The 13,798-nt window shown below is 57.5% G+C and carries 15 protein-coding genes; 5 read left to right on the top strand and 10 right to left on the bottom strand.

Translation table 11 applies throughout. The features are described from left to right. Positions 1 to 66: 66 nt before the first annotated feature. Positions 67 to 1,458, bottom strand: coding sequence for an aspartate aminotransferase family protein (locus I5192_RS12485; protein ID WP_223116958.1), 1,392 nt, complete (start codon positions 1,456 to 1,458; stop codon positions 67 to 69). A gap of 221 nt (positions 1,459 to 1,679) precedes the next feature. Between I5192_RS12485 and I5192_RS12480 the strand changes: the two genes are divergently transcribed. Then, positions 1,680 to 3,308: an acyl-CoA synthetase gene (locus I5192_RS12480; protein WP_223116957.1), complete on the top strand. Its 1,629-nt coding sequence runs from the start codon at positions 1,680 to 1,682 to the stop codon at positions 3,306 to 3,308. Here I5192_RS12480 and I5192_RS12475 read toward each other — a convergent pair. From I5192_RS12475 to I5192_RS12450, 6 genes are all read right to left on the bottom strand, one after another. Next, positions 3,305 to 3,637, bottom strand: a complete 333-nt coding sequence (locus tag I5192_RS12475) for a DOPA 4,5-dioxygenase family protein (RefSeq protein ID WP_223116956.1) — start codon at positions 3,635 to 3,637, stop codon at positions 3,305 to 3,307. The two genes, I5192_RS12480 and I5192_RS12475, sit on opposite strands and share 4 nt — an antisense overlap. 88 nt (positions 3,638 to 3,725) lie before the next feature. Then, on the bottom strand, positions 3,726 to 4,364 hold the full coding sequence (gene maiA / locus I5192_RS12470) for a maleylacetoacetate isomerase (protein WP_223116955.1): 639 nt from the start codon (positions 4,362 to 4,364) through the stop codon (positions 3,726 to 3,728). 7 nt (positions 4,365 to 4,371) lie between these two features. Further along, a complete protein-coding gene (locus tag I5192_RS12465; protein WP_170392683.1) occupies positions 4,372 to 4,914 on the bottom strand; it encodes a VOC family protein in 543 nt (180 codons plus the stop codon). 4 nt (positions 4,915 to 4,918) lie between these two features. Then, complete coding sequence (locus I5192_RS12460) at positions 4,919 to 5,116, bottom strand: DUF2783 domain-containing protein (RefSeq protein WP_170392682.1); 198 nt, start codon at positions 5,114 to 5,116, stop codon at positions 4,919 to 4,921. Positions 5,117 to 5,121: 5 nt separating this feature from the next. After that, positions 5,122 to 6,732 (bottom strand): FAD-dependent oxidoreductase, encoded by a 1,611-nt coding sequence (locus I5192_RS12455; protein WP_223116954.1) that lies wholly within the window; start codon positions 6,730 to 6,732, stop codon positions 5,122 to 5,124. Positions 6,733 to 6,866: 134 nt separating this feature from the next. Beyond that, positions 6,867 to 7,817, bottom strand: coding sequence for an MBL fold metallo-hydrolase (locus I5192_RS12450; protein ID WP_039541551.1), 951 nt, complete (start codon positions 7,815 to 7,817; stop codon positions 6,867 to 6,869). Positions 7,818 to 7,869: 52 nt separating this feature from the next. Here I5192_RS12450 and I5192_RS12445 point away from each other — a divergent pair, with 52 nt between their 5' ends. Then, entirely contained in the window at positions 7,870 to 8,244 is a 375-nt protein-coding gene (locus I5192_RS12445; protein WP_223116953.1) for a DUF2585 family protein, read from the top strand. A gap of 20 nt (positions 8,245 to 8,264) precedes the next feature. Here the strand turns inward: I5192_RS12445 and fahA are convergent, their stop codons facing one another. Together fahA and I5192_RS12435 are read right to left on the bottom strand one after the other, a co-directional pair. Then, the gene (fahA, locus tag I5192_RS12440) at positions 8,265 to 9,524 is read right to left on the bottom strand and encodes a fumarylacetoacetase (RefSeq protein WP_223116952.1); all 1,260 of its coding nucleotides are present in this window, start codon (positions 9,522 to 9,524) and stop codon (positions 8,265 to 8,267) included. A 22-nt stretch (positions 9,525 to 9,546) separates the two neighbouring features. Continuing rightward, on the bottom strand, positions 9,547 to 10,170 hold the full coding sequence (locus tag I5192_RS12435) for a LysE family translocator (RefSeq protein WP_223116951.1): 624 nt from the start codon (positions 10,168 to 10,170) through the stop codon (positions 9,547 to 9,549). A gap of 65 nt (positions 10,171 to 10,235) precedes the next feature. Between I5192_RS12435 and I5192_RS12430 the strand changes: the two genes are divergently transcribed. Both I5192_RS12430 and I5192_RS12425 read left to right on the top strand, forming a co-directional pair. Beyond that, positions 10,236 to 10,688, top strand: a complete 453-nt coding sequence (locus tag I5192_RS12430) for a MarR family winged helix-turn-helix transcriptional regulator (protein ID WP_170392676.1) — start codon at positions 10,236 to 10,238, stop codon at positions 10,686 to 10,688. 62 nt (positions 10,689 to 10,750) lie between these two features. After that, entirely contained in the window at positions 10,751 to 11,986 is a 1,236-nt protein-coding gene (locus I5192_RS12425) for an adenylate/guanylate cyclase domain-containing protein (RefSeq protein WP_223116950.1), read from the top strand. Between the two features lie 56 nt (positions 11,987 to 12,042). Here the strand turns inward: I5192_RS12425 and I5192_RS12420 are convergent, their stop codons facing one another. Further along, entirely contained in the window at positions 12,043 to 12,981 is a 939-nt protein-coding gene (locus I5192_RS12420) for a hydrogen peroxide-inducible genes activator (RefSeq protein ID WP_255611813.1), read from the bottom strand. Between the two features lie 122 nt (positions 12,982 to 13,103). Here I5192_RS12420 and I5192_RS12415 point away from each other — a divergent pair, with 122 nt between their 5' ends. After that, positions 13,104 to 13,790, top strand: a complete 687-nt coding sequence (locus tag I5192_RS12415; protein WP_223116949.1) for a GNAT family N-acetyltransferase — start codon at positions 13,104 to 13,106, stop codon at positions 13,788 to 13,790. Positions 13,791 to 13,798 lie beyond the last annotated feature (8 nt).

Here is a 13,798-nt window from a genome sequence, read left to right as displayed (position 1 = left end):
TCATGAAAAGAAACCCGCCGAAATTTGGCGGGTTTCATGTGGTTCAATGGTAGTTCGTTGCCTAGATCAGCCGAACACACGCCCCAGCGCGCCGTCTACGGCGTCGGTGATCTGATCGATGTCGTCCGCTGTCGCGATCAGCGCTGGCGAGAAGCACAGCGTGTTGTTGCGGCTGGGGATCGAGCGGTTGGTGGCACCGATGATGACGCCCTGCGCCATACAATCTGCGACAACGGCCTGAACGCGCTTTTCGTCCATCGGATCCTTGGTGGTCCGATCGGTTACTAGCTCGGCGCCAAGGAACAGACCCTTGCCGCGCACGTCGCCGATGACTTTGTGCTTTTCCATCAGCGCCTGCAGGTTGCCCATCATGCGATCACCCATGTCGACGCAGTTCTGCAGCAGGTTTTCATCCTGAATGATGCGCATGTTTTCAACCGCTGCCGCCGGACCGGCAGTGCAGCCGCCAAAGGTCGAGATATCACGGAAATAGTTCATCGGGTCTGCCGCGTCGTCTTTGAACATGTCAAAGACTTCCTCGGTGGTGACCATGCAGGCGATCGCGGCATAACCCGAGGCAACGCCCTTGGCCATGGTCACGAAGTCCGGCTTGATGCCGTACTGCTGATAGCCGAACCACGTGCCGGTCCGACCTACGCCGCAGACAACCTCGTCAATGTGCAGCAGGATGTCGTATTTCTTGCAGATCTCCTGCACGCAGGGCCAATAGCCTTCAGGCGCTTCGATGACGCCACCGCCTGCGGTCACGGGCTCAAGGCACAGGGCGCCAACGGTGTCGGGGCCTTCGCGCAGGATGACCTCTTCGATCTGATCTGCAGCCCATTCGCCAAAGTTCTCTTCAGGTGCGCCGTCCAGCTCGTGCTTGCGGTACTCCATGCAGTGAGGCACGCGCACGAAATCGGGTGCAAAGGGACCGTACTGCGCGGTGCGCTCGTCCTGACCACCTGCCGACATGGTCGCCAGGGTGGAGCCGTGATAGTCGCGGTCGCGATACAGGATTTTGGTTTTCTTGCCGCCATATTTCTTGTGCGCGATCTGGCGGATCATCTTGAACGCCTTCTCGTTCGCCTCAGAACCTGAATTGGTGTAGTACACGCGGCTCATGCCCGGCATCTTGTCGATCAGCATTTCCGCGAAATTCGAACCGGGGATCGAGCCTGCGGTGTTGGCGAAGTAGCACAGCTTCATCAGCTGGTCATAAACCGCCTTACAGATAGATTCGCGGCCATAGCCCACGTTCACGGTCCAGACACCGCCTGATACGGCATCCAGGTGCTCTTTGCCCTTTTGGTCCCACACGCGCATGCCTTTGCCTTCGACAATGATACGGGGATCGTTGGTCTCAAACGGCTTGTGCTGGATCAGGTGATGCCAGAGGTGGGCGCGGTCGGCTTCGACGACGCGGGAAAGATCGTTTTCGTTGAACGTGCCGTCCATGACATGTCCTTTCAAAAGTGGGGCGCGCGGGGAATCAGTAGGTCCCGGCGGGCGCAAAGTGACGTGATACTGCAGATCAACGCGAATGGTGCGCGTGAAGTAGGGCCAGATTAGCCCATAGGATATCTCCAGTGTAGCTCAAACGCGTATTAATACGGGTTTGTTATGACGTAAACTTTGTGCTCAATACGACAATCTGACGAGTTTGGGAGGATCGCCGGATGACAGCCACACCTATCTACCAGCAACATCTGGATAAAACCCCGGCGAATTTCACGCCGTTGTCTCCGCTGAGCTATCTTGAGCGGACGGCGGCAGTGTATCCGGATTACCCATCCGTTGTGTATGGCGAGCGCCGGTATAGCTGGGCAGAAACCTATGCGCGGAGCCGACGTCTGGCCAGCGCGCTGACTACGCGTGGCGTAGGCGTGGGCGATACAGTCTCGATCATCGCGGCCAATATCCCCGAGCTGTATGAGGCGCATTTTGGCGTGCCCATGGCAGGGGCGGTGCTGAACGCGATCAACACGCGGTTGGATGCGCCGATCATCGCCTTCATTCTGAACCATGCCGAAGCCAAGGTTCTGCTGGTCGATCCCGAGTTTTCAGGCGTCGTGAAACAGGCGTTAGGACAGGTGGATCACAACATTCTGGTGATCGACATCGAAGACGCCAGTATTGACGGTGGCGAGCGATTGGGAGATCTGACCTATGAGGCTCTGTTGGCCGAGGGTGATCCAGAGTTCGACTGGTCTTTGCCCGCAGATGAATGGGATGCGATCACGCTGAACTATACCTCGGGCACCACCGGCAACCCCAAGGGTGTGGTCTATCACCACCGCGGCGCGGCGCTGAACGCAACGTCGAATATCCTGACATGGGGGATGCCGCAGCATTCGGTCTATCTGTGGACGCTGCCGATGTTTCACTGCAATGGCTGGTGCTTCCCGTGGACGATGGCGGCCAATGCGGGCACCTCCGTCTGCCTGCGCGCCGTGCGGGACGAACCGATCTATCGCGCCTTCCGAGAAGAGGGTGTGACCCATTTCTGTGGCGCACCGATCGTGTTGAATATGCTGGCCAACGCGCCCGATCATCTCAAGGATTTCACGCAGCAGATCAAGGCGATGACCGCTGGCGCTCCACCGCCGGCCAAGGTGATCGAAGCGATGGAAGGGATGGGTGTTGAGGTTACCCATGTCTATGGCCTGACCGAGACCTATGGTCCGTCCGTTGTCTGTGCATGGAAGGACGAATGGAACGAGAAAAGCGCGGAAGATCGCGCCGCGCTGAAGGTGCGTCAGGGGGTGAAATACGTCGCCCTGTCCGGGTTGATGGTGGCTGACCCCGAGACGATGGAACCCGTGCCTTCGGATGGCGAAACCATGGGTGAGATTTTCATGCAGGGCAACATTGTCATGAAGGGCTATCTCAAGAACGCTGAGGCGACAGACAAAGCCTTCAAAGGCGGGTGGTTTGCCTCGGGCGATCTGGGGGTGATGCATCCGGATGGCTATATCGCGCTGAAGGATCGGTCCAAGGACATCATCATCTCGGGCGGCGAGAATATCTCATCCGTTGAGGTCGAAGACACGCTTTATAAACACCCGGCCGTGATGGAGGCGGCCGTGGTGGCCCGCCCGGATGAGAAATGGGGTGAAACGCCGTGTGCATTTGTTGAATTGAAACCGCAGGCAGAGGCGAATGAAGCTGAAATTATTGCCTTCTGCCGGGATCATATGGCCCATTTCAAAGCACCCAAGACGGTTGTGTTTGGGGCGTTGCCCAAGACGTCGACGGGGAAGATTCAGAAGTTCATCCTGCGCGACCGGGCGCGTGAATTGGGTTAATCGAAGATCGACAAATCAAGCGGCAGCATCTCGCCCATCCAGATAGCGCGATCCCGGTGATCGGCCAAGTGATCGCCGGTTTCTGGATGGGTGAAAATGGTCAGCCCTTGCCGGTTCAGGATCAGCCAGGGAAAGACCTGATCAAAGGCTTCGGCGGGAAAGCCCAGCTGGCAACTCCATCGCGGATGCGGGCCAACATTGCGCGCATGCATGCGGCCCATCTGCACAGTGGGAAACAGACGCGCGGCCTCTTCACAGACCTGCCGTGCCGTGTCCTGAGAGTCGGCGTCGAAATAGACATGGGCGTGGTAGCCGGTGATCTTGGGCATGGGGGTCTCCATCTGTCGTTGCACAGAAACCTAAGGACGGCGCGAGGATTTGTGCACCCGCACCGCCACACAGACTCTGTGCGCCGGTTCAGAGCGGAGCGTGCAGGTCAGGATGGGCTGCGGCAAAGGCCGAATGCTCGGCGCAGACGGCCTCGACTGCTGTCAGGCGTGGCATATCGGATAGATCAACTTCCCACCGGCGCGCATTATAAAGCTGTGGGATCAGGCAGATATCGGCCAGACCCGGCGTTTCACCGGTGCAGAACGGGGATTGATCAAAGCCGCCCAGCAGCGATTCAAACGCCAGCAGACCCGGCCGGATGAAGTGACGCATCCAGTCGCCGGGCATGTCGCCTGCACCATTACTAAGCGCGGTGGCATGTTTGGCAACCGACAGGTTGCAGACCGGATGGATATCCACCGCGATACTGTGCGCCAATGCCCGCGCCGCGGCTCGCTTGGCCGGATCGGTGGGCAGCAGACCCAGTTCGCGGGTCTCATCCAGATAATCGATGATCGCCAGCGATTGGGTCAACCGAACCCCATCGATATCCAGCACCGGGACCAGACCCTGTGGGTTGCGGTCCAAATGATCCGGGGCGCGATGCGCCCCATTCACCAGATCCACGACGACCGGGCGGTAGGTGATCCCAGCCAGATTCAGTGCAATCCGCACCCGGTAACTGGCGGACGAACGCCAGTAATCAAACAGAACCACTTCGGACATACGATGGTTAGCCTTTGCTTAGTTCCTTGGCATGCAGCCAGTCGGCATGCTGAGGGGCTCGTTTGGTGCGCGACCATTCTTCGAGCATATCCCATTTGACCGAATCCAGCCGGGCCAGCATGGCCTCTTCCTCGGGGTCGGGGCAAGCCAGTTCCACCCGGTGACCGTTCGGATCGAAGAAATAGATCGAATGAAAGATCGAATGATCCGTGACACCCAGAACCTCGACGCCGTTGGCTTCGAGATGGTCCTTGAATGCGATCAGCTCATCACGGTCCTTCACCTTGAATGCGATGTGCTGCACCCAAATCGGCGTATTGGGATCGCGCCCCATTTCCGGCTTGGTAGGCAGCTCAAAAAACGCCAGCACATTGCCATTTCCGGCATCCAGAAACAGGTGCATGTAGGGATCAGGTTCATGGGTGGAGGGCACATGGTCTTCGGCAATCGCCAGAATGAAATCCATGTTCAGCATCTTGCCGTACCATTCAACGGTCTCTTTCGCGTCCTTGCAGCGATAGGCGACGTGGTGAATCTGTTCGATTTTCATGGGCTTACTCCTGTTTCAGGGCTGCGGCATCCAACGCCTGCTTCAGCACCGCGTTGTCGCCGATGTGGTTTGCCAGAACCAGCACAAGGCGCGCGTTGAACGCATCGCTTTCGGCTTTCTCAAGCCCTTCATGGGCGGCCACCAGATCGGCATAGAAATCGTCTGCCTGGGTCAGATTGGATGAGAGGATCAGATCAGCCATGTCGCTTACTCCTTGCCTGTGGCGCGGCGCACCGCGTGCCGGAATGCATTTTCTTCGTAGGTGTCGCGGCGGGCGGCCACGTGCTGATCGGGACGGATCAGATAAACCGCTCCGCTGGCATCGCCTAAATAGCGGCGCTTCAGCGTTTGGGTCGGGTCGTCTTTGACCGAGAGTGCCAGGCGTTTGACGATGATGCCATCGACCTCGATCTCATCTGGTGCATCGGCGTCGATGGTCAGCAGTGTGAACTGTCCAGCCAGTTTAGGCAGTAGAAAGCCGTCACCCAAAGGCGCATCGGGACAGGACGCTCCGGGACGCGTCTGCGTCGGCCCGTTCAACGCATCCGCCGAATTCAACGACGAACCGTCATAGACGCAAGGTACGCTCAGGCGGCCAGAATTCACCATCGGGCGGGCGAAGTCATAGTGCTCGCTCAAGTCCAGCACCGCATCGCGCAGGATGCGTGACATCTGCGATTTCGGGGTGATGAAATCGGTCGAGCGGGTCGAGTTCAGGATATTCTCGTCCGCGCCGTGAATGCGTTCCTGATCGTAGCTGTCCAGCAAAGATTCAGGTGCGCTGCCCTCAATCACCAGTTTCAGTTTCCAGCACAGGTTGTCGGTATCCTGTACGCCCGAGTTTGCGCCCCGTGCGCCAAACGGGCTGACCTGATGGGCACTGTCACCGGCAAAGATCACGCGGCCATGGCGGAATTGCTCCATCCGGCGGCACTGGAAGGTGTAGATGCTGACCCATTCCAGCTCGAAATTTACCTCCTCGCCCAGCATGGCCTTGAGGCGTGGGATCACGTTTTCCGGGCGCTTTTCGCGTTCCTTGTCGATATCCCATCCCAGTTGCAGATCGATGCGCCAGACGCCATCGGGTTGTTTATGTAGCAACGCAGATTGGCCTTTGTTGAAGGGCGGATCGAACCAGAACCAGCGTTCCGAAGGGAAATCGGCCTCCATGATCACATCAGCGATCAGGAAGTTGTCTTCGAACACGCGGCCCACAAAATCCTTACCCATCATGGCGCGCATGGGTGAGCCCGCGCCGTCGCAGGCGATGACCCAATCCGCTTCGATGGTGTACGAACCCTCAGGCGTTTCGACCTCAAGCTTGACGTGATCGGGGTGGGTTCCAACGGCTTCGACCTTGTTGCGGCCGCGGATTTCGATCGGTGCACCCTGCGCTTGCAATTCGCGGACGCGGTCGACCAGAAACTGCTCGAAATAGTATTGCTGCAGGTTGATGAAGGCCGGGCGCTGATCGCCGCTGTCGGGCTGCAGGTCGAACTCGTAGACCTGACGTTCGTCGAAGAACACTTTGCCCTTGTTCCAAAGAACGCCTTTGTCCACCATCGGCTGCCCGCAACCCAGACGGTCGAGGATTTCCAGCGGGCGCTTGGCAAAACAAATGGCGCGGCTGCCGAAGCTGACCTTGTCGTTGTCGTCCAGCACCAGCACCTCGACCCCTTGCTGGGCCAGATCGATGGCGGCGGCCAGACCCACCGGACCGGCCCCAACAACGATGACCTTGTGGCGCACGGGCGCTGGCGCGGATTGATCCGGGCTGGCCTCGTAGGCATAAAGTGGAACTTCAAAAATCTTGTTCACTCTCTCTCTCCCATTTCTGGCGCATCGGGCGCACCTCATCTGTTCCCCGGCGCAGTTGCGCCGGAGGTCTTGCGTTAGAGTTTCACCGTCAAATCCGGGCCGCCACGATCTGGATCAAATCCGGCCCGGAATTCTTAGCCCTGCAGGGCCTCCCACATCTCCAGATCGCGCTGGGCGGTCCAGATACGGGGCGTGTCGATGCCGCGGGCCTCGTCATAGGCGCGGGCAACATTGAAGGGCAGGCAGTGTTCGTAGATCGCATAGTCGGCGAATTTTGGGTCGCATTCTGCGCGCACGGCGTCCCAGGCTTCTTTCAGCGAACCGCCACGCGCCGCAACCTTGGCGGCCGGTCGGTAGGTGCTTTCTACGAAATCGCGGGTGTTTTCGATGGCCGCGTTGACCATGTCTTTACCGACCAGAGCGTCGCCGCGCCCCGGCGCGATAGCGTCTACGTCGAACCACTTGATCTCATCCAGCGTATCTCCCCAGTCGCTGAAATGCCCATCGCCGCAGTAGCAGGCCGAATGGTATTCGACGATGTCACCGGTGAACATGACATTCTGATCGGGCACGTGGATGACGATATCGCCAGCGGTATGCGCACGGCCCAGATGCATCAGGTCGATCCGGCGGTTGCCCAGATAAACCGTCATTGTGTCGCTGAAGGTGGTGGTGGGCCATGTGAGGCCGGGGATGCTTTCGTGTCCTTCAAAGAGACGCGGGAAGCGTTGGAATTCGCTGTCCCAGTCTTCCTGACCACGTTCAACCACCATTGCGCGCGCCATATCCGACATCAGTATCTGTTGCGCACCAAAGGCGCTCGCGCCCAGCACGCGTACTGCGTGGTAATGGGTCAGCGCCACATGGGTGATCGGCTTGTCAGTCACCGACCGCACGCATTCGATCACCTTGTTGGCCAGACGCGGCGTCGCCTGCGCCTCGACAATCATCACGCTGTCATCGCCGATGATCACGCCCGAGTTCGGGTCGCCTTCGGCAGTGAAGGCATACAGCCCTTCGCCCACCTCAGTGAAGCTGATTTTCTTTTCCGACATGTCCCCCTGGGACGCAAATGCCTTGGCCATATCAGTGATTTCCCTTCTGGACAGCGACTGGCTTTGATGATGTTGTCGCCATATGTTTGAACGTCGATTTTTGCCTTATTGGGCAACCGCTTGTGTTGTCATTGCCTGCGCCATCATCCTGCTGTGGATGGGCCGCGAACCGATTTGCAAATGCGGTTATGTCAAGCTGTGGCATGGTGAAACCTTCAGTTCCGAAAGCTCGCAGCATCTGACCGATTGGTACACGCCCAGCCACATCATTCATGGCTTTCTGTTTTACGGTCTTCTGTGGCTGGTGGCGCGTCGCCTGCCGATCTGGATGACGGTCACCATTGCGCTGGGATTCGAGATCCTGACCACCACGCTGATCCGCGATGGTCTGACGCTGAACGTGCTGATGCTGCTTTATCCCATCGAGGCCGTTAAGGACTGGCAGAGCGCGCTCTGAATATGCGGACTGGACCTGCATCAATCTCTGGCGAATGGATTTTCGAGTGCGGGCAGCACAGTGCCGGTGCAATCGCCGAACCCGATGGAATAGCCGTCGCCCTTGGCTGCGCCGGTCAGGGTCAGCGTGTCGCCGTTCTCGATGAAGGTGCGGGTCTCGCCTGTGTCCAGCGTCAGCGGCTCTTTCCCGCCCCAGCTGAGTTCCAGAAGTGATCCGCGCTCTGGCTTGTTCGGCCCCGAAATGGTGCCGGACCCCAACAGGTCGCCCGTGTTCATCGGACACCCAGACGTCGAGTGATGCGCCAACTGCTGCGCCGCCGAGTAGTACATCTCGCGATAATTGGTCCGTGCGATGGTCGTGGCGTCTTTATTCTCGGGCGCCATCGTCACGGCCAAATCGATGTCATAGAGCATCGGGCCGCAATCCTTCAGGTGGTCCAGCAGGGCAAACTCACGGTCGGGCGTATCGCAGCGGAACGGTTCCAGCGCCGCTTTGGTCACGATCCAGGGGCTGATCGAGGTCGCGGTCGCCTTGGCCTGAAATGGCCCCAGCGGCTGGTATTCCCAGGCCTGAATATCGCGCGCGGACCAGTCGTTTAGCAGGACATAGCCAAAGATGTTGTCATCGGCTTCCTGCACTGAAATTGGGCCGTCAGACGGTGTGCCCACGATTGCACCCATCTCTAGTTCGATATCAAATCGACGGCTGGGCAGGAAAGCAGGCAGGTCCTGATCGGGCGATTTCAACTGACCCCAGGGGCGACGGATATCCGTGCCTGAAACGACAACAGACGAAGCGCGGCCGTTATAGCCGATGGGGATGTGCAGCCAGTTCGGCGGCAACGCGTTTTCCGGGCCGCGGAACATGGTGCCCACGTTCTGGGCATGGTGGCGGCCCGCGTAGAAATCGGTGTATTCGCTGACGGCAAAGGGCATGTGCATCTCGGCCTCGTCCTGCGGGATCAGCAGTCCTTCGATCTTGTGCTGTTCGTCCGAATCTTCAGCCAATAGCGTAGAAAGGCGGTCGCGCAATGCAGCCCATACGGCAGGGCCTTCTTCCATTAGCGGATTCCAGAAGGGCAGATCGAACAGCGGCTCATCCGACAGCGCGATTAATCCATCAGCTTCGGCAGCAGTCACGTCGAAGATCATGTCGCCGATGGCAACGCCGCAGCGGGGCTCGGTGGTTTCGGTCGAGAACACGCCATAAGGCAGGTTGTTCAGCGGGAAGGGGTGGTCGGCGGAATTGGCCGATGCGACCCAGGATTTCTTCAAAGGCATATTGCGTCCTTATGTCTTTCGGTTACGAGGCGGCGCGCAGGGATTTGAAGCCCAGCAGGACTGCCGCCAATATCATGAAGCTGCCACCGATCCGGTCGAGCCAAAGCCTTGCCGGCCCCTGCAGGCGCCGGGCCAGCCAACTGGCAGTGGAGCCATAGGCCATCAGAAACAACCCGTCTATGATCAGATATGTGGCCGAGAGGATGGCGAATTGCGGCCAGAATGGCAGCGCGCCATCGATGAACAGCGGAAACAGAGCGGCGAAGAACACCACCGCCTTGGGATTCGCGGCAGAGGTGATGAAGCCCTGCATCCAGAGCGCCTTGCGGCTGGCACGTGGCGCATCGCTGGTTTCGGCAACGCGTGCCTTCACGATTTGCTTGACGCCGAGATAGACCAGATAGGCCACGCCCAACCACTTGATCACGGTAAAGGCGGTCCCGGACGTGGCGATCAGGGCAGCCAGACCCAGACCGGCGGCCAACATTTGAAAGAAATTGGCCGTCAAATCACCCGCAGCGGTAAAAAAACCTCGCCGCAGCCCATTGGTTGCCGAGTTCGACAGCATCAGCAACTGGCTTGGCCCCGGTGTGCTCATCAGCAGCAACACCGTCGCCACATAGGTGATCCAGATATCAAAACTCATCTCGTCTCCGGTGATCCTTCAACTTGTCACTTGTCGAATAATAGTTGATTTTGTAACTAACAAGGATGACCCAGCCTAAAAATGACCAAAAAGATGAGTTTGATTTGCGAAATTTCCTGCCGTTCCTGTTGAATCAGGCGGCCGAGGAAAGTTCGCTTGAGTTTCAGCGCGTTTACAAGGATCGCTACGGAATGCTGCGAACTGAATGGCGGGTGCTGTTTCATCTGGGCAATCATGGTGAGATGACCGCACGCGACATTGTTGAGCGTGCCAAAATCCACAAAACCAAGGTCAGCCGTGCGGTCAGCCGATTGCAACAGCGCCGATATTTGCAAAGGTTGCGGGATGAAAATGACCGGCGGGTTGAGCGGCTATCGCTGACCTCGGCTGGCCAGAAGGTTTATCGTGAGCTAAGCGGTATCGCGCAGGATTATGATCAGAAACTGGCATCGCGTTTCACCACGGGTGAGGCCGCTTTGCTGCGCATGATGCTGCGACGTCTGGCCGGAATGGATTAGGGTACTGGTAATCCGGTACAGCTGCCCCCAGATCAACGTCATAACGGACACAGGAACGACACATGACAGCGCCGGATTCCCCAACGGCAAAATCCCATGATCTGATAGATTGGTTGGTGACCCGCGGCCTGGAAGGGGCCGACAAACAAGAACTTCTGGACGGGTATTGCACCCGTTTAGTTGATCTTGGTGTGCCCTTGATGCGCTTTCATGCGGCGCAACCGGCCTTGCATCCCGTCTATGGCGGAACGGGCTATAGCTGGTACCGCAGCAAAGGAAGTAATCTGGAAACCTTCGAGTATTCCGAAGAGCCCAGTGAAGTTTGGACACAAAGTCCGCTGTATGCCGTATTGCACGAAGATATCGATGCTATCCGTGAACGGCTGGTCGATCAGAACGAACCCAGCCGTTTTCCCCTGCTAAACGAGTTGCGGGAAAACGGGGCCACGGACTATTACGCGACTGGCATCAGCTTTGATATGCCGGCTCAACGCAACCCCTATGATGCGAAAGAGGCAATCGACGGCGTCTTGATGTCCTGGTCCAGCAATGCGCCGGAAGGATTCTGCGACGATGATCTGGACGTAATCAATACGGCGCTACCGCATCTGGGGCTGGCTCTTAAATCAGCCTCGAACGCGCGGGTGTCGAAAGATTTGATGCGGGTTTATCTGGGGCGCGATGCCGGTCGTCGGGTCTTGTCCGGTGAAATCCGTCGCGGGTCACTGCAGCAGATTGATGCGGTGATCTGGAACTTCGATCTGGAAGGGTTCACCAGCCTGTCGGAAGAGATGCCAGGGATCGAAGTCATAGATATGCTGAATGACTACCTGGGTGTGGTGGTCGATGTTGTTCATCAATGCGAAGGCAACATCCTGAAGTTCATGGGCGACGGTGTCATGGCGATGTTTGATGTCGGCGAGATCGATGCCGATGCCCGCGCCGCGCTGGCCGCGGCGACCATGCTGCAAGAGCGCATGGCCGAATTGAACACTCAGCGGAGTTCACGGGGGCAACCGGTTTCGAACTATACGCTGGCATTGCACTCTGGTGAGATCCTCTATGGAAACATCGGCTCCGAAAGTCGGCTGGATTTCACGGTAATTGGTCCGGCGGTCAACCAGACGTCCAGAATTGCGGGGATGCATCGGTCGCTGGGGCAGCGCATCCTGATTTCCGACGATGTAGCCCGCGCTGCCCATCCCTGCGATCAGGATCTGATCTCGGTCGGTCGCTATATGTTGCGGGGCGTGGCAGAGCCAAAAGAGTTGTTTACCATCTACAGAACGGCTGGCTAGGTCTGGCCATTGTACAGCTGCTTAATGCGGTAGCTTAAGGCCAGAGGTCAACACCACTATTTTTCAACGCTGACCAATCCAGAATAATCTGTCTTGGCAACGCTGCGAATGGCGTCTGAGATAAAGCTGAATGCGCGATGGTGGCCACTGGAGGCGCGCCAGACAAGGCCAATCGACCTATTCAGGCGGCCGGGCCTATAGGGCACAAGTGCCACGTCCCCGCCAAATTTGGGCACTTCGGACGCCACATAAAGTGATGGAAGGAATGAGATTCCGATATTCATAGCGGTCATCTGACGAATGGCATCCAAACTGGTGCCTTCATAGTCATACAGCAGATTTGCGCCGACCTCCTTGGTCAGGTTTTCGATCTGGCTGTGGAGGGTGAAGCGCCGCGACAGGACCAAAACGTTTTCCCCCTTTAGATCTTCGTCTTCTACGTATTCCTTTTTTGCCAGCGGATGGCTGAGGGCCACAGCCAGATGAAGAGGCTCTCGCAGTAATCGCTGAACAAAAACATCGGCCGATTTCACCGGCAGTTGCGTCAGAATAACGTCGTGCATTCCGCTCAGCAGTTCTTGCAGCAGTTCTGAGGGGGGGCCGTCACGCACGATCAATCTCAGATCCGGATGGTTCTGATGCAAATGCAGAAAAACGCGCGGCAACAGATAGGGCCCCAGCGTTGGGGATGAGCCAAGGCGAAAACTTCCTGAAAGTTCGGATTTCATCCGATTGTGTGTTTCTTGTAGGGCCATCACATCAGATAGTATGCTTCGGGTTTGCTCAAGAATTTCTCGTCCTTCAGGCGTCAGCATCGCTCCGGCGCGGCCTCGTTCGACGAGGTTCAGACAAAGCACAGATTCCAAATTGGCAATCTGCAGGCTAAGGGAAGGCTGGCTAATGCCGATACGCTCGGCGGCTTTCCTGTAGTGGCCAGTGTCGGCCAGCGTACGGAAATAGGACAGTTGTTTCAATGTCAGCTGGATGTCGATCAATAGGTTTTTCCAATCAAATATTGTTGAATAATAGGCTATCCTATTTTGTTGGAATATCCAACAATTGGCGCAGTCTCTTGTTTCAGAGCACTTGGTGTTGGTGTGTTCGCTCGGAGGACGTCATGAACATTCAAAACAAATCTATTCGATCTGAACACTCCTGCGGGCATTCGAGATCAGTTGATCTGCGCAGATTGAGGTCGCAGGGCGTTCTTTCCGAACGTGAAGTCAAATGGTGTCAGTCGAACGGTGTCGAGGTCGCTTACGACCCGATTCAAATAGGCTGGGTCCCACTGGAATGTGAGGATGACATCCTGGGCACATTTGGGCGTCCGAATCCCCGGCCATTCCACTTCCGTGCATGGGATCTGAAGGACTCGGCAGAGTATGCGGCGATGCTTTCCTCTGAGCGCCTGTGGCGCTATCTGCCGGAGGTCTATCCAGGCCCAATCAGTGCGGACGATGCCGCCCAATTGATCGAACTGGGTTACGAAGATCATCATCAGGTGTTGGCCATCGAGAAAGACGGGCACGCAATCGGACAGGTTCGTATGCTGGAAAAGGGGTCGGGCACCGCCGAAGTCAGCTATTGGTTGGGTGAGAAGCATTGGGGCAAGAGGTACGCCAGTTCGATCGTCGCACAGTACTGTGACGAATATTTGCGCCAACGCCCCAAGGTTTACCGGGTGATCGCGGTTGTGCACACAGACAACTTGGCATCTCAAGCTGTTCTCCGGAAATGTGCGTTTACTGACTCTGCGCGCGACGGAGAGTGGCTTACACTTGAGCGGCTACGTAGAGCATCTTAAGGCACTTG

Source organism: Ruegeria sp. SCSIO 43209 (assembly GCF_019904295.1).
Classification (GTDB): Bacteria; Pseudomonadota; Alphaproteobacteria; order Rhodobacterales; family Rhodobacteraceae; genus Ruegeria.
Note: the sequence above shows the minus strand (reverse complement) of the source record. Positions and strands in the feature narration are given on the sequence as shown.

Excerpts from the sequence above, each read along its gene's own strand:
- I5192_RS12485 (WP_223116958.1), bottom strand. The coding sequence starts at position 1,458 with ATGGACGGCACGTTCAACGAAAACGATCTTTCCCGCGTCGTCGAAGCC.
- I5192_RS12480 (WP_223116957.1), top strand. The coding sequence starts at position 1,680 with ATGACAGCCACACCTATCTACCAGCAACATCTGGATAAAACCCCGGCG.
- I5192_RS12475 (WP_223116956.1), bottom strand. The coding sequence starts at position 3,637 with ATGCCCAAGATCACCGGCTACCACGCCCATGTCTATTTCGACGCCGAC.
- maiA (WP_223116955.1), bottom strand. The coding sequence starts at position 4,364 with ATGTCCGAAGTGGTTCTGTTTGATTACTGGCGTTCGTCCGCCAGTTAC.
- I5192_RS12465 (WP_170392683.1), bottom strand. The coding sequence starts at position 4,914 with ATGAAAATCGAACAGATTCACCACGTCGCCTATCGCTGCAAGGACGCG.
- I5192_RS12460 (WP_170392682.1), bottom strand. The coding sequence starts at position 5,116 with ATGGCTGATCTGATCCTCTCATCCAATCTGACCCAGGCAGACGATTTC.
- I5192_RS12450 (WP_039541551.1), bottom strand. The coding sequence starts at position 7,817 with ATGGCCAAGGCATTTGCGTCCCAGGGGGACATGTCGGAAAAGAAAATC.
- I5192_RS12445 (WP_223116953.1), top strand. The coding sequence starts at position 7,870 with ATGTTTGAACGTCGATTTTTGCCTTATTGGGCAACCGCTTGTGTTGTC.
- fahA (WP_223116952.1), bottom strand. The coding sequence starts at position 9,524 with ATGCCTTTGAAGAAATCCTGGGTCGCATCGGCCAATTCCGCCGACCAC.
- I5192_RS12435 (WP_223116951.1), bottom strand. The coding sequence starts at position 10,170 with ATGAGTTTTGATATCTGGATCACCTATGTGGCGACGGTGTTGCTGCTG.
- I5192_RS12430 (WP_170392676.1), top strand. The coding sequence starts at position 10,236 with ATGACCCAGCCTAAAAATGACCAAAAAGATGAGTTTGATTTGCGAAAT.
- I5192_RS12425 (WP_223116950.1), top strand. The coding sequence starts at position 10,751 with ATGACAGCGCCGGATTCCCCAACGGCAAAATCCCATGATCTGATAGAT.
- I5192_RS12415 (WP_223116949.1), top strand. The coding sequence starts at position 13,104 with ATGAACATTCAAAACAAATCTATTCGATCTGAACACTCCTGCGGGCAT.